Source organism: Arthrobacter caoxuetaonis, from assembly GCF_023921125.1.
Lineage (GTDB): Bacteria > Actinomycetota > Actinomycetes > Actinomycetales > Micrococcaceae > Arthrobacter_B > Arthrobacter_B caoxuetaonis.
The window spans coordinates 1,038,604-1,062,711 of record NZ_CP099466.1 but is presented as its reverse complement, the minus strand read 5'-3'; the positions used below and the strand labels follow the sequence as shown (position 1 = coordinate 1,062,711).

Below are 24,108 nucleotides of genomic sequence, written 5' to 3'. Positions count from 1 at the left end.
TAGGTCCCTACCGTAACCGAACCGTGATCTGCGGGCAAACCGGGCCCTGACCTGTGACTTTCGTTACAGCACCCGGTTCCGGGCCGTCACACCGGCAGGCTGCCCTGGTCCCAGCTGCCGTAGACGCGTTCGGTATTCGCGCTGAGTGAGGCGCAAAAGGAGTCCAGCTCCGCGCCGCGGACCTCGGCCATGGCCCGCACGGTGTACGGGATCATGTAGCTGGCGTTGCTCCTGCCGCGGTAGGGGTGCGGGGTCAGGAACGGTGCGTCCGTTTCCACCAGGACCAGTTCCGGCTCAGCGATCGCGAGCGCATCGCGGATACCCTCGGCGTTGCGGAAAGTGACTGTTCCCGCGAAGGACATGTACCAGCCCTTTTCATTGCAGATGCGGGCAAGGCCGGCGTCTCCGGAGAAGCAGTGGAACACGACGGCGTGCGGTTCGGCTTCTTCCGCCAGGACCTTGACGACGTCATCGTGCGCATCGCGGTCGTGGATCTGCAGAGCGGTGCCCGTGCGGCGGGCAATGTCGATATGGCGCCGGAATGAGTAGTGCTGGGCACCCACGCCTTCAGGCCCGGTGCGGAAATAGTCCAGACCGGTTTCTCCCACCGCCCGGACCCTCGGCAGCTGGGCCAGGGACTCAATCTCGGCAAGGGCATCCTCAAGGGTTCCGGCAGCGGCCAGCTCCGGCGCATCGTTGGGATGGATTGCCACGGCAGCGAGCAGCCTGTGGTCCTCGTGGGCCAGGCGTGCAGCGGCCCGGGAAGACTCCAGGTCCGTTCCCACCTGCACGGCACCGCTGACTCCGGCGGCGGCCGCGGCATCCAGCGCAGCGGAGATCCCCACGGCACCGGGTGCACCGTAGTCCAGGTGGGTGTGGTTATCGGGGACGGGCACGGGCAGCGGTTCCGGTGCCGGACCGAATGCCTTCCCCGGGCGGGACCCTTCGGTCCCGTCCCCGGCCGGAGGCTGCGGCTGGTAGGTCTGCGGTATCTGCCCCGGAACATAGCCGCCGTCGATAGTCATGTCTTTAAGCCTAAGTGAGCTTGTACCCTGTACGTACATATGTGCCCAACCGCCAGCCGTGCCCTCGTTAGCGAGTGCCGCGGCTGTGTCCTCCGTAGCCTGGAAGGTTTTCATGGACGCTCGAGACACGTCTGCTGCCACCGCTGGTCTTGATGCGCCGGGCTCCGGGCTTGCTCCGCTGTCCGGAGCCGGAACAGGCACGGCAGAGGACACGTTCCTGGCGGCCAGCACCAGGATCCTGGGTGCCATCAACTCGGTGATCGACGGCAAGGAAGAAGCCTCCCGCCTGGTCCTGACGGTGTTGCTCGCCGAGGGACACGTCCTGCTGGAAGATGTCCCCGGAGTCGGTAAGACGATGCTCGCCAAAACCCTGGCACGCGCAGTGGACTGTTCCGTGACGCGCATCCAGTTCACCCCGGACCTGCTCCCGTCGGATGTCACCGGGGTGTCCATCTATAACCAGGATGCCCACCGCTTCGAGTTTCGACAGGGCCCGGTTTTCGCCAACATCGTCATCGGTGATGAAATCAACCGTGCCTCCGCGAAGACCCAGTCCGCGCTCCTGGAGTGCATGGAAGAGCGCCAGGTAACAGTCGACGGCGGGACGTACCGGCTGGCCGAACCCTTCATGGTCGTGGCCACGCAGAATCCGCTGGAAATGGAGGGCACCTACGCGCTCCCCGAGGCCCAGAGGGACAGGTTCATGGCGCGGATCTCGCTGGGCTACCCGGACACGGCATCGGAAATGGAGATGCTCGAGACCCACCAGTCGGTATCGCCGCTGGATGCGGTTGTTCCGGTGGCCACCGCCCGCGACATCGCTGCCATGACGGCGCGGGTCCGGGATGTCTATGTCTCCGCCGCGGTCAAGGAATACACGGTGGCTATCGGAGCCGCCACCAGGGATCACCCGCAGATCCGCCTCGGGGCAAGCCCGCGGGCCCTGCTGCAGCTCCTGCGGGCTTCCAAGGCCCGCGCAGCCCTGGACGGGCGCGACTTTGTCCTTCCCGACGACGTCGCCCAGCTTGCCGGCGCAGTTCTTCCCCACCGCCTGATCCTGGAACGCAAGGCACTCGGCGCCGGGGAGACTCCCGCGACCGTACTGCAGGCCATCCTGGCGAAGGTGCCGGTCCCCCGGCCTCCCGGCGCCCAGCTTTCCGCCGCCCGGCCGTAACCGCCAGCCCGCCCGAGGAGGGCCATGCAGTCCAAAGTCAGTACGCGTATGCTCACCAGCCGCGGCTGGGCACTGGCCGCGGCCGGCGTCGTTGCACTCCTCAGCGCGCAGGTACTCGGACGCCGCGATCTTCTCCTGCTGGCAGTGTTCCTGATCCTGCTCCCCCTGGCCGCCGCATTGGCCCTTCGGCTCCTTCGTCCGGCCTTGACTGTGGAGCGCACCTTCGCCCCGGCCACGGCGCAGACCGGGACCGCCGTCAACATCTCCCTGTCCGTGACTCCAGTCCGGCCCTTCACGGCATCGGCAAAAATGCAGGAGGAACTGCCTCCCCGATTTGGCGCGAGCCCGCAGTTCCGGTTCCCGGCAAGCCGGACGGACCCCCGGGGAACCAGCAGATATGAATACCGGCTGCGCTCCTCCAGGCGCGGCATGTACCGGATCGGCCCGGTCAGCGCCGGATTCCAGGACCCCTTCGGACTGGCCCTGCTGCGCCACACCATCGGCGGAACGGACCCGCTGATCGTCAAGCCGGCGCCCGCTGAGCTTCCGGCAGGGGTTCTCGAGGGGTTGCGCGGATCAGACGGGCCCGTCGCTGCCCGTTTGCAGGGGGTCGCCAGCCAGGACGACGTGACCACCAGGGAGTACCGGCATGGGGATCCCATGCGGCGGGTGCACTGGTCGGCCACTGCCCGGCACGGCGAGCTGATGGTCCGCCAGGAGGAGCCGGTGACCACCCCGCGGGCGACGCTCATCCTGGACCAGCGTGAATCCTGTTACGACACCGGGTTCCTCTCACCGTTCTGGGCAGAGGCAGCCGATGGTTCCGCCCCGGCAAGCTCCGAGTCCTTCGAATGGGCTGTCTCGGCAGTCATGTCCATTGGCGCGCACCTGATGGAGCACGGTTTTGCCGTGCGTGTCCTTGATGTCCTTGCCCGGCCCGGCCTCGCCCGGTCGCCTTCTGCCGTGGACCCCGGGACGGACACCTTCACCGGTCCCGGCGGAATCGAGGATCTGGGAGAAGGACTGGCGGCCCTGGGCCTCGAAGCGCCGGGCGCAGGCGCGCCGGAGCCGCAGGCAGCGAAACTACTCCGGCGCCGTACATCCGGCGTCCCGGGAGGGGCCCAGGCCTGGACCGGTCCGCAGCAGGCTCCGGGTGTCCGCGGCCTATTCGGCGACGTCCTCACGGAGGCCCTCCTCAGCCAAACGCAGCGCGGCCCCCTCGTCGTCGTCACCGGGGCCCTGACGGAAGCCGATGCCCGCCGGCTGGCACCGACCGGGGAGCTGGCCCCCGCAGCCGTTGCCCTCCTGGTCTGCGACCGCCCGGCTGCCGCGGCACCAGCACTGACTGTCCTTCGGGAGGCAGGCTGGAGCGCGGTGGCTGTCGCCCCGTCCCGGCCGCTGGCCTCCGTCTGGTCGGAGACTCCGCCTGCCGGCCAGCGGACGGTTCAGTTGGGAGGCGGACGATGACGGCAACGGCGACCCGGCCCCGGCAGCGGCCGCAGGATCCCGGCACCCGCAGGCCCCGCACCGGCTCAGCCCAGCTGATGACCTCGGCTGCAGCGGCCGCGGCAGTTCTGCTGTGTGCGTTCAGCGTGCAGGGCGTATTGGAAGGCCTGGCCTGGATGTGGCCCCTCGCCTTCATTGTCGTGGCGGTGTCGACGTCGATGGCCTTTGCACGGTACTTGCTGCTGCCCACGGTCCTTGTACCGGCGGCCGGGCTTGTGGTGCTCGCCATGTCCCTGACACTCGTTTTTTCCTCGGAGGACAGTTTCCTGGGCGTCATCCCTACGGCCGCCACCCTGGCCCGGGCGGAAACCCTGCTGGCAGAGGCGCAGAGTGTAGTGATCACGCAGGTCATTCCCGTGGTCCCGGATGCCGGCGTCGTTTTCATCGCCTGCCTGGCCATCGGCCTGGTCACGGTCCTGGTCGATACCCTGGCAGTAACCCTGCGGATGCCTGCAGCCAGCGGTTTGGGCCTCCTCACGATCCTGCTGGTTCCGGCGATCATCAAACCCCAGAGTGTAGGCGCGGCCGGTTTCGCTGCTGCAGCGTCCGGCTTCCTGCTGGTCCTGGCCGCCGGGGTCTGGGAGGAGCGTGCAGCAGGCACCGGCCGCACGGTAAACCGAACGAAAGACGGCACGAAAAACCGGCCTTCCAACGCCCATGCAGCGGGAGCCCTGGGGATCGGGGCGGGCGCCGTACTCGCTGCCTTGCTGGTGCCCCTGGCAATACCGGGCTTCAACACGGGTGCTTTTCCGCAGGGCGCACGGATGGATTTCTTCGCCGGGGCCACTGGACTCAACCCCGTGGTCACCCTCGGGAACGACCTGCGCCAACCCACCGCGACCGGCCGCATCACCTACGCCACGGACTCCACCCGCCCGCTGTACCTCCGTTCCACGACGCTTGAGGACTTTTCCGGCAGCCGCTGGGCGCCGGACACGCGCTCGGAGGAGCGGCGCGTCGGAACTGGAGCGATGATCCCCCGGGAACCGGCCGGCCCCGAAATCGAAACCACCGTAACGACGACGCTCATTGCCTCGCAGTCCTACGCCAGCCCCTGGCTGCTGGCGCCGTACTCCCCGTCTTCGATCTCCGGGGCAGCCGGGGCATGGACCTGGGATCCGTCCACGATGACCCTCCTCTCGGCAGATGGCAGCGCCCAGGGTCAGTCCGGGTATGAGGTCCGCAGCTCTGTGCCCACGGTGACCAGCGAAAGGCTGTCGGCAGTGCAGCCGGCCCCGGCGGACGCCGTGGACGGGATTTTCACCGAGCTTCCGGACGATCTCCCGCAGATCATCCGGGATACCGCCCGCGAGGCCGCGTCCGGCAAGGACACTCCCTATGACCAGGCCCTGGCGCTGCAGTCCTTCCTCCGCGGCCCGCAGTTCAGCTATTCCCTCGACGCGCCTGTTGAAGGCGGTTACGACGGCAACGGGATGGACGTTCTTGCCCGGTTCCTGGAACAGCGCTCCGGCTACTGCGTGCACTTCGCTTCGGCAATGGCCGTGATGGCGCGCGAAGTCGGCATTCCCAGCCGGATGGGCCTTGGCTACGCACCCGGGCGTTCCACCAACCAGACGGCTGCGGGACCTGACGGGCAGGAATTGGACGAGTATGCGGTCGATTCCCGCGACGCCCATGCCTGGCCCGAGCTCTACTTCGAAGGTGTTGGCTGGGTGCGTTTTGAGCCGACCCCGTCCCGGGGTGTCGTACCCACTTATGCCATCCCCCGGCAAGCTAACGCAGCGTCCGCGATCCAGGCGGACAATGACCCGCGCGGCCTCGGTGCCGCGATCCCGGCGCCTGCCCCGTCCAGCCCTGCCCCGGGCCCCGAAACTGTTCCTGAAGAACCCGTTGAAACCGGCGGTGCGCCGGTAGCCGGCGTCGGAATCGCAGTGCTCGTGGCCGCAGCAGCCGTACTGGCGCCGTGGGCACTGCGGCGTCGCCGGACCCGGCTGCGCCGCAGCACCCATGGTTCCTCCGGCGGTGCCCGGCTGGCATGGGCGGAAGCCACGGACCTGGGCCAGGACTACGGATACCACGCCATGACAGCGGACACCCCGCGGTCCTACGCGGACCGGCTGGTGACCGAGGCCGGGCTCACCGGGACCGCGGCAGCGGCGTTGCAACGGCTGCGCCGGGCCTACGAAACCGAGGCCTACGCTGCCCCGGCGCCCAGATCCGGCACCGGCACCGGCACCGGCACCGGCACCGGAGCAGGGTCTGCGCAGCGGGTTGCCACAGTCCAGTCCACGTGGTCCGACGTCGAGTCCGTGGCCCGCGCACTGGGGGCTTCAGCGCCGCTGGGGACCCGGCTGCGTGCCATGTTCTTCCCTGCCTCGCTGGGGCGTGCCCGGAGGAGATGACGTCCCGGAAACCGGTCCTTAAAAGGCGGTGTCCCGCCACCTGTTGCTTACAGTGACGGGACACGCCGGCAGGCTACGCCAGGGCTGCTAGGCCGTGGGGTCGGCGATGCCGATGTACTGCGTGTAGAGGTACTCCTCGATGCCCTCGTCGCCGCCCTCGCGGCCCAGGCCGGACTGCTTGACGCCGCCGAACGGTGCCGCGGCATTCGAGACAACGCCCGCGTTCAGGCCCAGCATGCCGGTCTCCAGCTTTTCGCCGATCCGCAGGCCGCGGTTCAGGTCCTCGGTGAAGACGTAGGCGATGAGGCCGTATTCGGAGGCGTTGGCCAGCTTCACGGCTTCCGCTTCGGTGGAGAAGGTGATGACCGGAGCCACCGGGCCGAAGATCTCTTCCTTCAGGATCCGGGCGCCGGCCGGCACGTTCTTGAGCACGGTGGGCGCGTAGAAGTAGCCGGGGCCGTCCACCGGGGCGCCGCCGACAACGGCGGTGGCGCCGTGCTCCAGGGCGTCCTCGACGAGCGAGTGGACCTTGTCACGCGACTTGGCATCGATCAGCGGCCCAATCTTGGACTCGTCCTCGGTACCGCGTGCGGTGGTCAGCGCGCCGACCTTGGCAGCGAACTTCTCGCTGAACTCGTCAGCGATGTCTTCGTGGACGATGAAGCGGTTGGCCGCTGTGCAGGCTTCGCCCATGTTCCGCAGCTTCGCTGCCATGGCACCCTCCACTGCCTTGTCGATGTCGGCATCTTCGAAGACGACGAACGGAGCGTTACCGCCCAGTTCCATGGAGGTCCGCAGTACCTTCTCAGCGGCGTCGCGGATCAGGCCCTGGCCTACCGGTGTGGAACCGGTGAAGGAGACCTTGCGCAGCCGGTCATCCTTCATGATCGGTCCGGTTACTTCACCGGCTTTCGTCGTGGAGACAACGTTCAGGACACCGGCGGGCAGCCCGGCTTCCATCATCACGGCAGCGAAAAGCTGCGAGGTCAGCGGCGTGAGCTTCGCGGGCTTGAGCACCATGGTGCAGCCGGCGGCCACTGCGGGAGCGATCTTGCGGGTGGCCATGGCCAGCGGGAAGTTCCACGGGGTGATGAGCAGGCAGGGGCCCACCGGCTTCTTGGTGACCATGATGCGGGACTTGCCGTCCGGTGCTGTGCCGTAGCGTCCGGTGACGCGGACAGCTTCCTCGGAGAACCAGCGTAGGAATTCGGCACCGTAGGCAACCTCGCCGCGGGCTTCAGCCAGCGGCTTGCCCATTTCCAGGGTCATGAGCAGCGCGAAGTCCTCTGCCCGGGCCGTAACAAGCTCAAAGGCGCGGCGCAGGATCTCGCCGCGGACACGCGGCGGAGTGGCTGCCCAGGACTCCTGCGCGTCTGCGGCGGCGTCCATGGCCGCTGCGCCGTCTTCGGTGCTGGCGTCAGCGATGCTCAGCAGCACCTTGCCGGTAGCGGGATCCTCGACGTCGAAGGTCTTCCCGCCGGCGGCGTCGCGCCATTCTCCGTTGATCAGCAGGCCGGTGGGAACCTGGGCCAGCAGTTGGGCCTCGCGGTCAGCGGTTACAGCCATGGGTGAGCCTCCATACGTACGTGGGTTTTCCGGATCACATTCGTCCGGCGCTGCCTTTACCGTAAAACGGGGACTGCCGGGTGTAAATGCGTACCTGCACAACACTCGGGGCAGATCACTGTGCACTTGGCCCGGGCGCGGCGCCGGCGGCTGTGGCTAGGGCTGAGTCCCCCGGGCGGCGAGCACGGCTTCGTAGAGTTCGCGTTTGCTGATCCTGGCATCGGAAGCGATCGTTGCAACCGCGTCCTTCAGCCGCGAGCCCTGGGCGATCAAGGCGTTGACCGCCTCCACATGGTCCTCGGGCGCCTCGGGTGCGGCGTCGCCTGCCCCGCCCACGACGACGGCGATCTCGCCTCGGATCTCGCTGGTTTCGGCCCATTCGAGCAGTTCGCGGAGCGGGCCCCGCAGAACCTGTTCGTGAAGCTTGGTCAGCTCGCGTGCCACCGCTGCCGGGCGGTCGCCTCCAAACGCGGCATCGAGAGCCCTCAGCATCACTTCAAGGCGGTGCGGGGCCTCGAAGAACACCATGGTCCGGCGTTCAGCGGAAAGCTCGTCGAGCCGTGCCGCCCGCTCCCCTGCCTTCCGCGGCAGGAATCCCTCAAAACAGAACCGGTCGGTCGGCAGGCCGGAGAGCGCCAGCGCCGTCAGCACGGCGGACGGTCCCGGAGCGGCCGTTACCGGAATGCCTTCGGCTGCTGCGGCTTCTACGAGCCGGTAGCCGGGATCCGACACGGAGGGCATTCCTGCGTCGGTGACCATGAGCAGGACCGCACCGCTGCGGACCAGGTCCAGCAGTTCGGGAGTCCGGGACTGTTCGTTGTGCTCGTGGTAGCTCAGGATGCGTCCGGTCGGGGTGATCTTCAGGGCGCTGACCAGGCGGTGCAGCCGCCGGGTATCCTCGGCGGCAATCACGTCGGCGCTCTGGAGCAGGTCGATCAGCCGGACAGTGGCGTCTCCCATGTTTCCGATCGGCGTAGCTGCCAGCACGATCTGGCCGGGTCCTCCGGCACTCTCTGTGCCGGCGCCAACACTGCTGCCGGCAATATCGGGCTGCCGGGGTCCGTCCATGCTTGAGTCCACCCTCCAACCCTACGCGACACACTATAGAGTTGAGCGCGTGACCCTGCCCCTGACCCCCGCCCCGCCACGGGCTGAGGCAGCCCGGGTCCTGCCCCCGGGGAGTGCTTTCACACCGGAGGCCTTGCGCGAGAGGCTGCTGGGCGCGGCGCTCCCGTCCCGGCCCTGGATGTGGGCGGCCGCCCTGGGAGCGGCCCTGCTGGCCGGCGTGCTCCGCTTTGTCAGGCTGGGCGAAGTGGACACCCTGATCTTCGACGAAACCTACTACGTCAAAGATGCCTACTCCTATCTGGTCTCAGGCTATGAGCGCGCATGGCCTGAGGACGCCAACGATTCCTTCACCTCCGGGACGCCCGATGTCCTGCTTGAGGGTCCGGAATATGTAGTGCACCCGCCGGTGGGCAAGTGGATGATCGCCTTCGGCATGGCCCTTTTTGGGGCGGAGAGCAGTTTCGGCTGGCGCTTCTCCGCAGCCCTCACGGGCACCCTGACGGTGCTGCTGCTCGCCCTGATCGCCGGAAGGCTGTTCAAGTCCCCGCTGCTGGGCGCGGCAGCGGGTGTTCTCCTTTCCGTGGACGGCCACCATTTGGTCCATTCGCGGACCTCCCTGCTGGATGTTTTCCTCGCCTTCTGGGTCCTGGCCGCCTTCGGGGCGCTGCTCCTGGACCGTGACGACGGCCGCAGGCGCCTGGCCCGAAAACTCGGCGCACAGCCCGGAGCCTTTCCTTCGACGGCGTCACTGAGGACCGGTCCGTGGCTGCTGTGGCGTCCCTGGCGGCTCGCAGCAGCAGTGTGCCTGGGACTGGCAGTGGGCACCAAATGGTCTGCCCTGGGCTTCGTCGCCGTCTTCGGGGTGATGATCGTCCTCTGGGACATCTCTGCCAGGCGCGTCGCCGGCATCCGCTACTGGCCCGCAGGACTTGCGAAGGACGGTGTTCCGGCCTTCTTCACCGTCATTCCCGTGGCCCTGGCCACCTACACGGCGACCTGGACCGGATGGCTCCTCTCTTCGGATGCCTACGGCAGGCGGTGGGCCGAAACGAATCCGTCGGCGGCCTTCGGCTGGCTTCCCGACTCCATCCGCTCCCTCGCGGAGTACCACCGAAGCGCTGTCACCTTCCATAACGGCCTCAGCTCAGAGCACCCGTACGAGGCCAGTGCCTGGTCCTGGCTGTTCCTGGGCCGGCCGACCTCGTTCTTCTACGAGACACCTGCACCCGAGAGCCCCGGCTGCGGCTTCGAAAGCTGTGCCTCAGCGATCTCGTCAGTGGGCAACCCGCTGATCTGGTGGGCCGCCCTGCTCAGTCTGGGAGTGGCCCTGGCATACTGGATCGGCAGGCGGGACTGGAGGGCAGGCGCCATGCTCGCCGGAATTGCCGGCGGCTACCTGCCCTGGTTCGCTTTTCCGGACCGGACCATGTTTTACTTCTACGCCGTCGCTTTCGAGCCGTTCCTCATTCTTGCCCTGACTTTCACGCTTGGGCTGGTGCTTGGCCGGCCGGCTGACACGGCCCTGCGGCGCCGGCGAGGTGCGGTCATCGCAGCATGTTTCGTGGCTGCTGCTATTCTCGTCTCTGCGTTTTTTTATCCGGTCTGGACGGCCGAGAACATCCCTTACTCCGATTGGCGGCTCCGAATCTGGATGCCGAGCTGGATCTAGGTCTCACCGCAATTGTGCTTGCACAGAAAGGGGAGTCGCAGTGCGCGAATCCTCCACCGACTTGTTCGTCGAGCTCCCGGACGACTCCAACATCACTGATCTCCTGCTGGCGACAGTCTCCCGGGCTCCCGAACGTCCCCTGTACGCCCGCAAGAAGGAATCCGGCTGGCAGGACGTCAGCGGTGCCGCGTTCCTCGCCCAGGTCACAGCCGTCGCCAAGGGGCTCATGTCCCAGGGCGTGCAGCCTGGAGACGCCGTAGCGGTCATGTCCGGAACCCGCTACGAATGGACGGTCGCTGACCTGGCGATCTGGTTCGCGGGAGCCGTGACGGTCCCCGTCTATGAAACGTCCTCCCCCAGCCAGGTCCAGTGGATCCTGCAGGACTCCGGTGCCCGCCTCGCGTTTGCCGGAGATGAAAACAAAGCACGCATTATTGCCTCCGGTGCGGCGGCGGCCGGACTGGACGTCCAGGTCTGGAAACTTACCGACGACGACGGCACGGACACGCTGTCCGGGCTCGCTTCCCTGGGCTCGGGTGTGCAGGATGCCGAACTGGAAGCTGTCCGTTCCTCCCGCGGCCTGGCCGACGCCGCCTCCCTGGTCTACACCTCGGGCACCACCGGGCGTCCCAAGGGCTGCGAAATCACCCACGGCAATTTCGCCCTGTTTGCCGTCAACGTCATCGAACTGCTTCCGGAGATGCTCAAGCAGCCCGGCGCCCGGACGCTGATGTTCCTTCCGCTGGCGCACGTGCTGGCCCGTGCCGTCCAGGTCGGCTGCCTCGCCGCCGGAGTGACGCTGGGCCACAGTGCCACTGCCGCCGAACTGGTCGACGATATGCAGTCCCTTAAGCCCACGTTCCTGCTTGCAGTTCCCCGTATCTTCGAAAAGATCTATGCCGGCGCAGAGGCAAAGGCCCAGGCGGCAGGCAAAGGCCGGCTGTTCGAAACTGCGGCGGCCACTGCCGTCGCCTATTCCGAGGCTGCGGACCGCGCGGCCCGGGGCGGCAAAGGACCATCCCCGGCACTGCGGACCAGGCATGCCCTGTTTGACCGCCTCCTCTATCCGAAGGTCCGCAACGCCTTCGGCGGCCAGCTCAAGATCGCCATTTCCGGCGCCAGCCCGCTGAGCCCCCAGCTGTGCCACTTTTTCCGCGGTGCCGGGATCACGGTGCTGGAGGGGTACGGGCTGACCGAGACCACAGCGCCGGCGTCGGTCAATACGGTTCCGCTGACCAGGGTTGGCTCCGTGGGGCTGCCCATGCCGGGGAACGCGGTCCGGATTGCCGGCGACGGTGAGGTACTGGTCCGCGGCGTGGGCGTTTTCAACGGCTATCACCGCAATCCTGAGGCCACGGCCGAGGCATTCAGCGACGGCTGGTTCCATACCGGCGACATCGGTTCCCTGGACGAGGACGGTTTCCTCTCCATCACCGGACGAAAAAAGGACCTTCTGGTGACGGCGGGCGGCAAGAACGTTGCCCCGGGGCCGCTGGAGGAAAAGATCCGCGAGCACCGGCTGGTTTCGCAGGTCGTGGTGGTCGGGGAAGGCCGGCCGTTCGTTGGCGCACTCATTACCCTCGACGACGAAGCGCTCCACGCGTGGGCCGCGGAAAACGGCCTCGGGCTGAACAGCCTGCAGGCCGCGGAGCATCCCAAGGTCCTGGCACAGGTCCAGTTGGCGGTGGACGCCGCGAACTCCAGCGTTTCCCGCGCCGAACAGATCCGCCGCTTCACCGTTTTGCCCCGGGATTTCTCCCTGGACACCGGCCATGTCACCGCCACGCTGAAACTGCGGCGCCAGGCTGTCATTCAGGACTTCTCCGCCGAGGTGGAGAAGATGTACGCCAAGCAGCCGTAGCCCTGGTTCCGCAACGCGAAGGGCCCGCCCCCGGAGTCTGAACTGCTCAGTTCCGGGGACGGGCCTTCTGCGTTGCGGTCCGGCGCGCCTAGAGTGCCTCGAGGGAGTCGAGGTAGCGCTGCCGTGCCTCGTCGCGGGCAGCACGTGAACGTTCACGCCGCCGCTTGGTGGGCCAGGTAAAGACCATCACGAGAATGCAGGCCAGCAGGACTATTGCGGCAACGGTGCCTCCCGCGTCCATCCAGAACTGCGAGGGGAAGAGCCGGATCAAGGTGTCGTCCATCCGGAAGGTCCAGTTGCCCTGTGAGAAGAAAATGTTGTGCACCAAGGTGAAGAACTCTTCCCAGGCCACCACGGCGGCTGCCAGCAGCGCTGCAATCACGGCAAGCGTCACCACGGCTCCGGCAAACAGTGCGCGCCTGATCCCCCCGGGGCACCGGCGGGCCAGGTAGACGGCTCCCGCAATGCTCAGGAGCGCCATGCCGGCCGCGGTGAGGAAGGCCACCATCAGGACCGCCTTGACGTCGGCCATGTGGGACACTTCCGTGGCGAGGTACAGGGGTTCTCCCCGAGGCGTCACCAGCTCTCCCAGGTAGCGCGGGGAGGAAAAGTTCAACAGGTAGTCCACCGCGTAGGAGCCGTAGGTCATCCGGTCCTCGGTGGTAAACCCGAAGCTGTCGGCCGGGAAGCCCGGCCGGTGGTACTCGACCCAGAGAAAAACGGGCGTGGCGACGGCCCGGATTGCGGCGGCAAGCAGCATCACCGGGAAGAAAGCCGCGATGGCGACCTGGATGATGCGCGCCAGCACAGGCTTCGCGGCAGCAGCACGCTCACGCTCGGTGTGGCGGCGGCGGGCCTCTTCCTCCGAAATGCCCGGCACATCGGCTGGCTGATCCTGCGCTGCGGGGCCCGTGGAAACCGGTTCCCCGTCCGCCGGCCCGTACCAGGGGCCGCCCTCTGCTTCGGTATCCTTCGGGCGGTCCCGGACCGGGCCGGAGGCAGCCTCCGCATCGGGAAGGCCGGATCCCTGTTCCGCCGGGTCTGCCGTGCCCTCGCCGGTGGGTGCCTGCTCGTAACGGCTGAGGTTGGGCATGGTGCTCGCAGCCCGCATGGGCAGCTTGCTGCGCTGGGCCACCGAAGGATGACCGCCGGGAACCTCGTCCCGGGCGGCCGGCGCAGCCGCGGTGACGGGTTCAGCCGGCGCCGGTGACGCCGGCTGCCCGGACTCGTCCGAGCCTGGCGCCGGGGTGGAAGCTGGGGTTGGAGCCCGGCCAGCTTCTTCAGCCGGGGCTGCGGCTTCAGGCGGAGTTGCGGATTCAGCCGGGGTTGGGGCTGCAGCCGGGGTTGGAGCTGCAGCCGGGGTTGGAGCTTCAGCGGGATCCGCGGCAGGAGTCCTGCCGTCCGCGTCCTGACTGCCTCTGGAACTCTCCGCTCCCGTCAGCCCGGCAAATTCCGCGTCCCACGCATCGTGCTCGGCAGGCACATAATCCGCTGCACGCCGGCGCTCAGCGGTACCCTCGGCGTGGCTGCCGCTGACGATCGTCTCGCTCGCGTCGCTGGGGCCGGCGTCGTTCCCGTTAGTGGGCGCACCTAAAGGTGCGCGTTCCGTCGTGGGGTCTTGGTCCTGGCTTGCCACTGCTTCGTCTCTCATCCCAATCCTGTATGAAGTCACCGGTGGTGGGGGCTCCGGCTTCGTCCTCTTTAGACCCTACCGGGGACGGCACCCGGTTTACGGGTGCCACCCCGAACCATGCCGGGTCACTGGACCGGCTGCCGGTTTCAGGCGGCCCGGACCGATGCTTCCCCTGCATCGCGTGCCAGCAGGTCGCCCCGGTAACCTGCCTGGCAGGCACGTTTGCCCAGGATGAGGGTGTAGGCCCAGTAGGCAGCGAAAACGGCTGCACCAATGCCGATCCGCAGCCAGGCGGGCAGGCCGCTGGGCGTGACGAACCCTTCCACGAGTCCGGAAATGAACAGGACCACTACCAGGCCCAGCGCCACGGTCATCAGCGAACGGCCTTCCTGGGCCAGCGCCGTCATCCGGGTCCTGGGTCCCGGCGAGACCAGCGCCCAGAAGATTTGGAGACCCGCTGCCGCTGCCACGAAGATGGCCGTCAGTTCCATAAACCCGTGGGGAAGGATGTAGGTAAAGAACACGTCGAGCTGTCCAAAGGAGGCCATCATCCCGCCGGCCGTCCCCACCCCGATGGCGTTTTGGTACAGGATGTACGGTCCCCAGATTCCGGTAACGCCGAAAGCAACGGCCTGCAGCGCAATCCAGGCGTTGTTAGTCCAGACCATGCCGGCGAAGGATGCAGCGGGATTCTCCGAGTAATAGTTCACGAAGTCCGACTCCACGTACCGGAGCAGCTCGGCATCGGTGCCCATCGCCGCCAGCACGCCCGGGGTGTTCACTACCCAGGCTCCCGCCAGCCACGCCACTGCCGTGAACAGCACTCCGACGGCGACCGTGAGCCAGCGGACCCGGTAGAACGCGGCGGGCAGGGAGTAGACGAAGAACCCGGCGAGGTCTTCGAAGAAGTTGGAACGGGCACCGGTAAACCGTGTCCGGGCCCGTGAGAGCCGCATGGACAGGGAGGCAGAAAGTGCGCCTTCGGGGGCGACGGAACGGATGACGGACAGATGCGTCGACGCGCGCTGGTAGAGCTGCAGCAGTTCATCCGCTTCGGCTCCGGTCAACCGGCGGCGGGAGGTCAGTTCGTCAAGCCGCTCCCAGTCATCCCGGTGCACTGCGGCGAAGGCATCCATATCCACCTCTTCACCCTAGCGCTACGCCCGGCCGCCCGGCCTCCGCGCCGCGGCAGGACCCGCCGCGGCAGGACCGGGCGGAGGGACGCGGCAGGACCGGGCACCGGGACCTTCCGCAGAATGCCCGGGAGAGTCGGTAAAGTAGGTCCGGACCAAGCAGCCGGCAGCGCCGGGCGCAGTCCCGGATGGAGCGAACCGAACGTGAGGCAGGCATGAGCACGGTAGTGACCGGTGAGGCCGTAGTCCTTGAGCTCCGCCCCGCCTCGTTCGCAGCCCGGGCGCTGGGCACCATCATCGACGTCACCGCGCAGCTGCTGCTGCTGGTGCTTCTGTTTTTCCTGGTCGGAAACGCGCTGGACGGAACACTGGATGACGCCCTGACCCGCACCCTCCTACTGGTCTCCGTTGTGCTCATCTTCCTGATCCTGCCCGTCACCGTTGAGACGCTATCGCGTGGCAAGTCCCTGGGAAAGCTGATCATGGGCCTGCGGATCGTGCGTGATGACGGCGGCGCGGTGCGGTTCCGCCAGGCCTTTACCCGCGGCATCCTCGCGGTGCTGGAAATCTACATGCTTGCGGGATCCCTGGCCTTCGTGACAGCCGTTTTCAACGAAAAGTCCAAGCGGCTCGGCGACATGCTTGCCGGAACTTACGCGTTGCGCGAGAGGGTCAAGGCAGAAATCCCGCCCGTCGTGGTGATGCCCCCGGAACTGGCGCCGTGGGCACAGCTGGCGGACATTGGCCGGCTGCCGGATCCCCTCTCCCGCAGGGTGTCCCGCTTCCTCGCACAGTCGCTGCGGATGACTCCCCATGCCCGCGCTTCCCTCGGTGAATCACTGGCAACCGAGGTATCTGCCTACGTCTCTCCCCCGCCCCCGGCGGGCACGCTGCCGGAAAACTATCTGCGCGCTGTGATGGTGCAGCGCCGCGAACGTGACTTCGCACGGCTAAGCGCGCAGCGCGAACGGACCGGCACGCTGGGCTCCCGGCTGCACCGGCTGCCGTTCGAAGACCGGTAGTACCTGGGCAGACAAAACACCGGAGGCGCCGCGGAAAACCGCAGCGCCTCCAATAATGTGTTTGCCTCCGGACCGGAGCGGTCCGTTAGTTAGTAGCGGTAGTGATCCGGCTTGTAGGGTCCGGCTACGTCCACGCCAAGGTACTCTGCCTGGCTCTTGGAAAGCTCACTCAGTTCCACGCCCAGGGCATCAAGGTGCAGGCGGGCGACCTTCTCGTCCAGGATCTTGGGCAGCACGTACACCTGGTTGGCGTACTCCGGGGATCCGTCTTCCTTTTCTTGGCCGAACTTGGTGAACAGTTCGACCTGCGCGATGGTCTGGTTCGCGAAGGAGTTGGACATCACGAAGGACGGGTGCCCGGTGGCGTTGCCCAGGTTCAGCAGGCGTCCCTCGGAGAGCACAATGATGCTCCGCTGGGTTTCAGTGCCCTCGTCGAAGATCCATTCGTGGACCTGCGGCTTGATTTCGACCTTGCGGATCCCGGGGACCCGGGCCAGGCCGGCCATGTCGATTTCGTTGTCGAAGTGGCCAACGTTGCCCACGATCGCCTGGTGCTTCATCTGCGCCATGTGGGAGGCCATGATGATGTCCTTGTTGCCCGTGGTGGTGATGAAAATGTCCCCCTGGCCCACCACTGACTCCAGGCGTGCCACCTGGTACCCGTCCATGGCTGCCTGGAGCGCGCAGATCGGGTCGATTTCCGTAACAATCACGCGGGCACCCTGGCCGCGCAGCGCTTCTGCGGCACCCTTGCCGACGTCGCCGTAGCCGCAGACGACGGCGACCTTGCCGCCGATCAGTGTGTCGGTGGCACGGTTCAGGCCGTCCGGGAGTGAGTGGCGGATGCCGTACTTGTTGTCGAACTTGGACTTGGTGACCGAGTCATTGACGTTGATGGCCGGGAAAAGAAGCTGGCCGTCAGCGGCCAGCTGGTAGAGCCGCAGCACGCCGGTCGTGGTTTCTTCGGTGACGCCGCGGATGCCCTTGGCGATTTCCGTCCACTTTCCGGGAGCCTCGGCCAGGGACCGGCGGAGGGTGTCCAGGATGACGGTGTACTCGTAGGAGTAGTCAGGGTCGTCTTCGGCCGGGTTGGCAGGCACAACACCCGCAGCTTCGAACTCGACGCCTTTGTGGAGCAGGAGGGTGGCGTCGCCGCCGTCGTCCAGGATCATGTTCGGGCCGCCGGAACCTTCCGGCCAGGTGAGGATCTGCTCGGCCGTCCACCAATAGTCCTCGAGGGTTTCGTTCTTCCAGGCGAAGACGGGCACGCCCTGCGGGTCCTCGGGCGTGCCGTTGCCAACGACGACGGCTGCGGCTGCTTCGTCCTGGGTGGAAAAGATGTTGCAGGAGGCCCAGCGGACCTCGGCGCCGAGCGCCGTCAGGGTCTCGATCAGGACAGCCGTCTGAACGGTCATGTGCAGGGAACCGGCAATGCGGGCCCCGGCGAGCGGCTGGCTGGGTCCGAACTCGCGCCGCAGCGCCATCAGGCCGGGCATCTCGTGCTCGGCCAGGCGGATCTGGTGGCGGCCCGCTTCAGCGAGGGACAGGTCGGCGACCTTGTAATCGATGCTCACGGGTGCAGCTCCTCAGTTCCGGTGGTGTTGTCAGCGGAGGCTTTCGCAGCGTGGGGCAGCAGGACGGGAATGCCCTCCTCGATGCCGTAGCGCACGGGTTTGCCGTCGGGTCCGGGAGCGGTGGACACCAGCTCGTCACCGGAGCGCTGCAGGGGGGAATGGGTCTGCGGGCACCGCAGGACATTCAGGAGGTCGGCGGTCAGGTTAGCCATGAATACAGCACTTCCTTGCGAAACGGTTGGTTGCACCGGCCGCGTAACGTCACCGGCAGATGGGTCCCAGCCTATCGCGTGAAGGTTCCCGAAACCGAAGTCAGCTCTGTTCGGTGACTTGTTCGCGCAGCACACGCAGGTGGGAACGGCGTGTTCCCAGCTCTGCCGGGGGTTCAAGCGCGTGTTTTCCACTGCGCCTGGTCTGTTCGGGCTCAGGAGCCGGTTCTTCGGCTTCCGCCTCGCGCACGGCATCCACCAGCGCGGAAAGCTCATCCGGGCCGGGGGTGCGGGGCTGGCTGCCGTATTCCAGCCGGAGTACTTCCCATCCCCGGGGCGCGGTAAGCCGCTGTGCATGCAGCTCGCACAGGTCATAGCAGTGGGGTTCGGCATACGTTGCCAACGGACCCAGTACGGCCGTCGAATCGGCGTACACGTACGTCAATGTTGCGACGGCGGCCCGCCGGCACGCTGATCGTGAACAAAGACGTAAGGATCCCACGGAGGAATACTCTACCCCGGCAGGACCTGCGCGGGCGCAGCCACGCCGCGGCGGGCAGGCACTTTCCCTCCCCGCCCGACAGTCTCTCCCCCGGCGCGGTGCGCCGGGCTAGAGTGGTTCCATGCCTGAAGGATCGTCCTGCCGGATACGGCTGGAGAGCGGATCCGGTGCTGGGTCTCCGGATCCGGTTTATCCGCGCCCGTTCCGCAGCCGCCGCCGCAACCGCCATGGACGCGGCCTGCGCGGCGAGCTCCTGCCCGCCCACCTGGCGGGTTCGCGCACCCGCGCGGAACGCTTTGACGAGTGGGTGATGGAATCTGCACAGCGCCTTGAGCGGCTGTGGGGCGAGGACATCCAGTCCTACCAGTTCGTGGTCCAGGAAATACCGGAGGGGCTTGAAGAACTGCTCCGCCGGGGCGGCTCCATTCCGCTGGCGGCAGCTGCCCCCGGAAACGGTCCCAAGCCGCCCGTGATCACCATCTACCGCCGGCCGGTCGAGTCGACTGCGCGCGGGCTGGTACCGGTCAGCGAACTGATCCACGACGTCGTGGTGGAACAGCTCGCGTCGCTGATGAACATGGACCCGGAAACCATCGATCCGACCTACGGCCGTTTCCGGCCGCTCTAGGCGGCCCGAACAGGCAGCGGTTCCCAGTACCGGAGACTAGTACCCGAGGCCAACCTGCGCGGTCCGGCTGCCGGCGCTTCCGGCAGGCAGCGGCAGGACGGAGATGCCGGGACCTTCTCCGGTAACCAGCTGGGCTCCGTAGACTGCCTCGCCCACGGCACTGACCAGCACACCGGAGAGCTCTCCGGAACCGATGTCCTTTGCTGTGAGGCTCAGCGTGCGTCCGGCCGGAACGGCCACCGCTTTTTCCTGCTGGAGCACCCCGTCTTTTCCGACCGCCCGCACCCGGATTTCGGCGGGTCCGTCCGGAGCGGTGAAGACCAGTGCCGAGCCGCCGCCGGGAGCGGCGACGGCCAGGTGTTCGCTTCCCAGCCGTGTGTCCGCCGGAGCGACAGCCAGGTCAATGCGTTCGTCCGGCTCAGTGCCGCGGCTGAAGACCGCTGCGGCGGCAACTGCCACATCGGCGGTCAGATCCAGCGAGTACGTTCCCGCGGGCAGGTCTGCCAGCGGGATCCGGCCTGCCGTTCCGGCCGGCACGCTGAAGACGCCCCCGCCCGGGATCTGCACTTCGCCCTTCGGTCCAAAGACCCGCAAATGGACCGCGGCGTCCGTGGTTCCCGGGACGGCCACAGTCAGGAACGGCCGTACTGACCCGTGCCCGTCCTGTTCCGCCAGCTCCTTGATGGTGTCCGGGGACTGGAGATCGACGCCGGTGATGACCTGCCGCGGCGCCGGCGCCGCGGTGGGCTCGATAATCTCCACGCCGCCGGGCGTCAGTCCGCGCAGGATGCTCTGTTCGACAACGGCGGTCACCGGGCCGCCCGAGCTGCGGACGCGGACAGCGAGGGACTCCTCGTTGGCAGCGAAGCCGGCCAGCACAAGGGAGCGGCTTTCACCGGGCGCGACGACGATGCCGCGGCTGCCGGCGGCTTCGATCCGGCCTTTGGCGCCATGCAGCTCCAGGTCGACCGTGGAGGGTGTCACCGACGGATTGGTCAGGCGCAGGACTGCGGTTGCACCGACGGTTGTGCCGGCTCCGACCAGCCACATGTCATTTTCCGCCACTTGGCAGTTGGCTGCCGCCAGGCCGGCCAGGTCGCCGTCGTTCGCCGTGTACCCGAGTACGGCGTTTGCCGCGGCCTGCTCCTTGCCGCTGGGTTCTGCCTTCAGCACCGTGGCTTCGGCGGCCGGCGCGTTGGAGATGACTCCGCCAAACCGTGAACCGGTCAGCGGAACCTCGCTTCCGGCGTCGATCCCGGCCACTCGTTCGCCCTCAGCCAGCGTGCCCAGCTGCGCTGCCGGCAGCGTCGACCCGGTTCCTCCCAGGACGACGGCGTTGACCGTTGTGGTTGCCGACTCCGACACCGGGTTGTAGTCCGCATCGGTGCCGCCGGCGTTGCCCGCCAGGAGGCGCAGCGGTTCGGGGCAGACGGCAGTCAGCGCTCCGGCCGGAACTTCCGTGGCCGGCGGCTGCACCGTCAGGCTTGATCCCGGCGGCGCGGCTATCGCTGCAGCGGTCACCAGCGCACCGGCAGCTCCCAGCAGGACGACGCCGGAAACGACGGTGTAGGCCGTGGTGCGGCGGGCCTGTCGGCGGCTGCGTGCTGCGGACCGCGAGGCTTCTCCGGAGATCGGCATCAGCGGACTCCTTCTGTGGAACTCTTCGATGGGGCGCTCTCGGAAGCCTTGTCCGGACTGTCCGTCCTGGACTGCGCGGCAGGCTGCTTCGGCTTTTCGGGCCGGAGCCTGCGGACCCGGCTGCGTTTCTTCTCCGGTCTCGGCTTGGCCACGCTGCGGCGGCCGGGCTGGCCCGGCGGTACGGGTTCGCCGGCAGTGCCGGGTTCATCCGCCGAAGCACCGGTGTCCTCCGCCTCCGCGTTGTTGTGGCTGCTTGGCACCCGCACAGGTCCTTGCTTGCCGGGCAGCCGCACCACCCCGGACCGCGCCGGGGTGGGGACGGCCAGGAGCAGAGTCAGGCCGAAGACGGCGATCTGGAGGATCTCCGTCCAGGGTTCCCAGGCGCTGCGGTAATCAACGCTGAGCCTGCCGCCGTCCGCGGGAAGCATGAAGGCCTGTGCCCACGAGTTGGTGGAAGCCGTCAGATTCCGGCCGTCAAGGTTTGCGTGCCATCCGGGATCAGCGCGTTCAGCCAGGACAAGCATCCGGCCCTCATCCCCTGCCGGAATGTCCGTGCTGACCGCAGCCGGCCCCGAGGGGACCAATGCGACCGTCCGGCCGGAGGCATCCAGGATGCGGGCTCTGGCTGTCTGTCCGGCTGCAGCCTCGGTTCCTTCGGCGTCCAGTGCTCCCGTCACGCGCCATAGCCAGCCGGAGTCCGTTTCCCCTACAGCAGTCAGGCCGGGAACGGCGTCCATGCGGTCCGCCAGGAGTTGGGCCGCAGTATCGGAGGTCTGCAGGACGATGAAACCGACGCCCAGCCGGGCCAGCTCAGGCCTGGGGTCCACGCCAGTGCCGGCCGTAATGACGGCGACAGCCCTGCGGAGCTCCGAGGTCGCCTCGTCGTCGGCCGCCAGCGACTCGCGCCCGGGCTCACCTTGGACTCCCCTTGCCGCATAGGCAGCGTTCAATCCGTCCAGGGTGCTCCCCCCGGAGCGCATGAGTGTTGCCGTGACGTCACCGCCCTCCCCGGTTCTCAGCACCAGCGAGCGGGTTTGGTCGGGGCTGTTGCCGCGGTCGGCAGCGGTGGCGGGAAGGGTCCGCGGTTCGGTCGCCCGGATGGCCGGCCTGGTGCCGGGCTGGGCTCCGCCGGTCCCGGCATCCGCGGCGGTTCCCGTTGTCTGCGGGATAACCCAGGCGGCAAGGCTTGCCGCCGGTCCGGCAGCGAGGAGCACGCCGGCGGCGACTGCCAGGGCAGTGACGGGCCGGCTCACGCTCCCGCTCGGGGACGTGCGTGCAGCAAGCAAGGCGTCCATGGCCACCAGCGCGGCGCAGAGCTGCGCGAAGAGGGCTGCCGAAATGAGCGGGGCGGGATAGGGCGTCACCAGCGCAGTGGCGGAGCTGCCCGTGGCAAGGTAGGCGCTGGCTCCGGCCAGGGCCAGGGCCGCGAGGCTGAGCACCCAGGCCAGGCGTACGACGCCGGTGCGGTGCCTGGTGAACAGGCCCGCCGCGGCGACTATGATCACCGGCGCACCGATGATCAGCGCCAGGACCAGGGCCCATGGCCCCGGAGGAAGGAAGTCCAGTGCGGGCACGGGATCCGCCGCGTCGAACGCGGCCGGGTAGCCCAGTACCTGCTGCCACAGGGCCGCAGGCGTGAAAGCCAGCGGAACACCGGGATCAGCGGCGGCAGCGCGCAGGTTTCCTGCCGCGGAAAGCACGACCGGAAGCAGCAGCGCAGCCGGCGGCAGCAGCGACCACCACAGGGTGCGCGCCCGGGACCGCAGGCGCACCGAAAGAATCAGCACGGTCAGTGCGCCGAGAACCAGGAGCAGCGGAGCGCTGGCCGTCAGCACGGCAAGGAGAAGCCCTGCGGCGGCAGCGGCTGTCCAGGACGGAGTTCCATGGACACCCGGTTTGCGCGGCGAAACACCCTCGTGGGCCATGTTCGGCTCGCTCGTGCCCGCGCCGACTGCCCGGGCCATGGCCAGGACCGTCACCGGAAGCACAATGTGGGCGATCACGGACCCGAGGCGGCCTTCACCCAGCGCAGCCTGCAGCGCAGGCACTGTCCCCCAGAACAACGCAGCCCAGAACCGCAGTCCGCTGCGGCGGGTCAGGACACCTGAAGCGAACCACGCGCTGAGCCCGGCAAGGGGCATCGCCAGGAAGACCAGCACCACCACGGCAGCGTTGGGATTTCCCAGTCCGGCCGCGCCCAGGAGCCACAGCACGTAGTCGAAGGGATCACCGTGACCGGGATAGCCCGCACCAACTTCGGCCCACCAGCCGCTGGCGTTGGCCCAGATCCCGCCCAGTGTTCCCGAGAGCGGGAGCAGCGCACCGCCGGTGAGCGCCGGCGCCCCCAGGAACCGGTACAGCCCGGCCATGGAAAGGGCGCCGAGCAGGACGACTGCGGCAAGTGCCCCGGCACCAACCCAGCTGCGTCCGGCGGCGAGGGATGTGAAGTCATCGTGCGCATCGCCGCTCGGTTCGTACGTTTCCGTGGGGGTGCGGTGCAGGGAATTGGCCTTGGCGGCTGCATCGGCCTCATGGACTGACCGGCGGTGCTCCCGGACTTCCCGGGGCCCGGTAACCAGGGCGCGGACCGCACTCCGGGGCCGTTTCCGCGTTGCAGCGGCTTTCCGCCGTCCCCGGTACAGGTCGACGGGGCGCAGGACGCCGGCAATGCTGGAGAGCAGGGAATTGGCGGCGTAGCCGGGATCCTTGGCGAGCATGCCGAGGAAGAACCTTCCAAAGCCGCCCAGGACAGCTCCCACTGCCAGGAAGGGGATCTGCCATCCCGGTGCATGCTTGAGGCGCAGGTAGATTTCCGCCTTGCGCGCAGCGCGGGCGGTGGCAGCAGTGTTGGGCCGGTTTCCGGCATGCCGGACCCTTGCCGACGGGACGACCACCACGCGGTTGCCGGCAAGCCGGTTCCGCCAGCAAAGATCAATGTCGTCGCCGGTTCCCGGCAGTCCTGGATCGAAGCCGCCCAGCGCGTCCCAGACATCGCGGCGGATCAGCATTCCGGCGGAGTTCACGGCGAAGATGTCGCTGCGCGAGTCGTACTGGCCCTGGTCCAGCTCGTCGACATCCACCATGGTCACGCGCTCAGCCCAGCGGCTGACGGAAACGCCAACGTCGATGAGTTTGCGGGGATTCTCCCAGTCAACCTGCTTGGTGCCCGCAATCGTCACCGATGGGGCCAGCTCGACGGCGCGGAGGAGTTCCGCGAGGGCCGTGGGATCGGGGGCGGAGTCATCATGCAGGAGCCAGAGCCACTCCACGCTGTCATCGGCCGGGCCGGAGCGGGCGGGCAGCTGGGCCAGCCCCGTCTTGACCGCGGCACCGAATCCGGCACGCGCAGGCGCGCCCGTGACTGGGCTCCCTACGGGAAGCCCCAGCTGGAGCAGGGAGGCCGATGCGTCAGTGGACCCGACGTCGACACCAATACAGGCATCTGCCGGCCGGGTCTGGGCCTTGAGGGCGGAAAGAGTTTCGGGGAGGTACTCGGCTCCGTTGTGGGCAACCACAACGGCGCATACTCGGACGTGC

General features: G+C 67.8%; 17 protein-coding genes. 7 read left to right on the top strand and 10 right to left on the bottom strand.

Annotation, left to right across the window (positions count from 1 at the left end; genetic code table 11):
• Nucleotides 1-86: 86 nt before the first annotated feature.
• Nucleotides 87-1,025, bottom strand: a complete 939-nt coding sequence (locus NF551_RS04845) for a TatD family hydrolase (RefSeq protein WP_227895106.1) — start codon at nt 1,023-1,025, stop codon at nt 87-89.
• Between the two features lie 112 nt (nt 1,026-1,137).
• Between NF551_RS04845 and NF551_RS04840 the strand changes: the two genes are divergently transcribed.
• From NF551_RS04840 to NF551_RS04830, 3 genes are read left to right on the top strand one after another with little or no spacing between them, the layout of a single operon-like run.
• On the top strand, nt 1,138-2,199 hold the full coding sequence (locus NF551_RS04840) for an AAA family ATPase (RefSeq protein WP_227895108.1): 1,062 nt from the start codon (nt 1,138-1,140) through the stop codon (nt 2,197-2,199).
• Nucleotides 2,200-2,223: 24 nt separating this feature from the next.
• Nucleotides 2,224-3,666, top strand: a complete 1,443-nt coding sequence (locus NF551_RS04835) for a DUF58 domain-containing protein (protein WP_227895110.1) — start codon at nt 2,224-2,226, stop codon at nt 3,664-3,666.
• Nucleotides 3,663-6,068 carry a transglutaminase TgpA family protein gene (locus NF551_RS04830; protein WP_227895112.1) on the top strand — a complete coding sequence of 802 codons (2,406 nt, stop codon included), beginning with the start codon at nt 3,663-3,665 and terminating at the stop codon, nt 6,066-6,068. The genes NF551_RS04835 and NF551_RS04830 overlap by 4 nt, the downstream gene beginning before the upstream one ends.
• 87 nt (nt 6,069-6,155) lie before the next feature.
• On the opposite strand, the gene NF551_RS04825 is transcribed toward NF551_RS04830, so the two are convergent.
• Together NF551_RS04825 and rsmI are read right to left on the bottom strand one after the other, a co-directional pair.
• On the bottom strand, nt 6,156-7,634 hold the full coding sequence (locus NF551_RS04825; protein WP_227895113.1) for an NAD-dependent succinate-semialdehyde dehydrogenase: 1,479 nt from the start codon (nt 7,632-7,634) through the stop codon (nt 6,156-6,158).
• A 156-nt stretch (nt 7,635-7,790) separates the two neighbouring features.
• Nucleotides 7,791-8,594, bottom strand: a complete 804-nt coding sequence (gene rsmI / locus NF551_RS04820; RefSeq protein ID WP_229972164.1) for a 16S rRNA (cytidine(1402)-2'-O)-methyltransferase — start codon at nt 8,592-8,594, stop codon at nt 7,791-7,793.
• Between the two features lie 106 nt (nt 8,595-8,700).
• Here rsmI and NF551_RS04815 point away from each other — a divergent pair, with 106 nt between their 5' ends.
• Nucleotides 8,701-10,371 carry a dolichyl-phosphate-mannose--protein mannosyltransferase gene (locus NF551_RS04815; protein ID WP_423721438.1) on the top strand — a complete coding sequence of 557 codons (1,671 nt, stop codon included), beginning with the start codon at nt 8,701-8,703 and terminating at the stop codon, nt 10,369-10,371.
• 40 nt (nt 10,372-10,411) lie between these two features.
• Nucleotides 10,412-12,232: an AMP-dependent synthetase/ligase gene (locus tag NF551_RS04810; protein WP_227895115.1), complete on the top strand. Its 1,821-nt coding sequence runs from the start codon at nt 10,412-10,414 to the stop codon at nt 12,230-12,232.
• 88 nt (nt 12,233-12,320) lie between these two features.
• Here the strand turns inward: NF551_RS04810 and NF551_RS04805 are convergent, their stop codons facing one another.
• Entirely contained in the window at nt 12,321-13,883 is a 1,563-nt protein-coding gene (locus tag NF551_RS04805) for a DUF1461 domain-containing protein (protein ID WP_227895117.1), read from the bottom strand.
• 128 nt (nt 13,884-14,011) lie between these two features.
• Nucleotides 14,012-15,007: a stage II sporulation protein M gene (locus tag NF551_RS04800; RefSeq protein WP_227895119.1), complete on the bottom strand. Its 996-nt coding sequence runs from the start codon at nt 15,005-15,007 to the stop codon at nt 14,012-14,014.
• Nucleotides 15,008-15,213: 206 nt separating this feature from the next.
• Here NF551_RS04800 and NF551_RS04795 point away from each other — a divergent pair, with 206 nt between their 5' ends.
• Entirely contained in the window at nt 15,214-16,020 is an 807-nt protein-coding gene (locus NF551_RS04795; protein ID WP_227895120.1) for an RDD family protein, read from the top strand.
• 89 nt (nt 16,021-16,109) lie between these two features.
• On the opposite strand, the gene ahcY is transcribed toward NF551_RS04795, so the two are convergent.
• The 3 genes from ahcY to NF551_RS04780 all read right to left on the bottom strand — a co-directional run bounded on the left by ahcY (nt 16,110) and on the right by NF551_RS04780 (nt 18,305).
• A complete protein-coding gene (gene ahcY, locus NF551_RS04790; RefSeq protein ID WP_227895121.1) occupies nt 16,110-17,594 on the bottom strand; it encodes an adenosylhomocysteinase in 1,485 nt (494 codons plus the stop codon).
• Nucleotides 17,591-17,806, bottom strand: coding sequence for a Trm112 family protein (locus NF551_RS04785; RefSeq protein ID WP_227895123.1), 216 nt, complete (start codon nt 17,804-17,806; stop codon nt 17,591-17,593). The genes ahcY and NF551_RS04785 overlap by 4 nt, the downstream gene beginning before the upstream one ends.
• 100 nt (nt 17,807-17,906) lie before the next feature.
• Complete coding sequence (locus NF551_RS04780) at nt 17,907-18,305, bottom strand: DUF3499 domain-containing protein (protein ID WP_227895124.1); 399 nt, start codon at nt 18,303-18,305, stop codon at nt 17,907-17,909.
• A gap of 121 nt (nt 18,306-18,426) precedes the next feature.
• On the opposite strand from NF551_RS04780, the gene NF551_RS04775 reads away from it, so the two are divergent.
• Nucleotides 18,427-18,933 (top strand): metallopeptidase family protein, encoded by a 507-nt coding sequence (locus NF551_RS04775; RefSeq protein WP_227895126.1) that lies wholly within the window; start codon nt 18,427-18,429, stop codon nt 18,931-18,933.
• 36 nt (nt 18,934-18,969) lie between these two features.
• Here NF551_RS04775 and NF551_RS04770 read toward each other — a convergent pair whose 3' ends face one another.
• Together NF551_RS04770 and NF551_RS04765 are read right to left on the bottom strand one after the other, a co-directional pair.
• A complete protein-coding gene (locus tag NF551_RS04770; protein WP_227895128.1) occupies nt 18,970-20,571 on the bottom strand; it encodes a DUF5719 family protein in 1,602 nt (533 codons plus the stop codon).
• Nucleotides 20,571-24,086, bottom strand: a complete 3,516-nt coding sequence (locus tag NF551_RS04765) for a glycosyltransferase family 2 protein (RefSeq protein ID WP_227895129.1) — start codon at nt 24,084-24,086, stop codon at nt 20,571-20,573. Before NF551_RS04765 ends, NF551_RS04770 begins: the two co-directional genes overlap by 1 nt.
• Between the last annotated feature and the right edge of the window lie 22 nt (nt 24,087-24,108).

Bases quoted from the DNA above. Each gene is read 5' to 3' on its own strand.
- NF551_RS04845 (WP_227895106.1), bottom strand. From the start codon at position 1,025: ATGACTATCGACGGCGGCTATGTTCCGGGGCAGATACCGCAGACCTAC.
- NF551_RS04840 (WP_227895108.1), top strand. From the start codon at position 1,138: ATGGACGCTCGAGACACGTCTGCTGCCACCGCTGGTCTTGATGCGCCG.
- NF551_RS04835 (WP_227895110.1), top strand. From the start codon at position 2,224: ATGCAGTCCAAAGTCAGTACGCGTATGCTCACCAGCCGCGGCTGGGCA.
- NF551_RS04830 (WP_227895112.1), top strand. From the start codon at position 3,663: ATGACGGCAACGGCGACCCGGCCCCGGCAGCGGCCGCAGGATCCCGGC.
- NF551_RS04825 (WP_227895113.1), bottom strand. From the start codon at position 7,634: ATGGCTGTAACCGCTGACCGCGAGGCCCAACTGCTGGCCCAGGTTCCC.
- rsmI (WP_229972164.1), bottom strand. From the start codon at position 8,594: ATGGGAGACGCCACTGTCCGGCTGATCGACCTGCTCCAGAGCGCCGAC.
- NF551_RS04815 (WP_423721438.1), top strand. From the start codon at position 8,701: ATGCTTGAGTCCACCCTCCAACCCTACGCGACACACTATAGAGTTGAG.
- NF551_RS04805 (WP_227895117.1), bottom strand. From the start codon at position 13,883: ATGAGAGACGAAGCAGTGGCAAGCCAGGACCAAGACCCCACGACGGAA.
- NF551_RS04795 (WP_227895120.1), top strand. From the start codon at position 15,214: ATGAGCACGGTAGTGACCGGTGAGGCCGTAGTCCTTGAGCTCCGCCCC.
- NF551_RS04785 (WP_227895123.1), bottom strand. From the start codon at position 17,806: ATGGCTAACCTGACCGCCGACCTCCTGAATGTCCTGCGGTGCCCGCAG.
- NF551_RS04775 (WP_227895126.1), top strand. From the start codon at position 18,427: ATGCCTGAAGGATCGTCCTGCCGGATACGGCTGGAGAGCGGATCCGGT.
- NF551_RS04770 (WP_227895128.1), bottom strand. From the start codon at position 20,571: ATGCCGATCTCCGGAGAAGCCTCGCGGTCCGCAGCACGCAGCCGCCGA.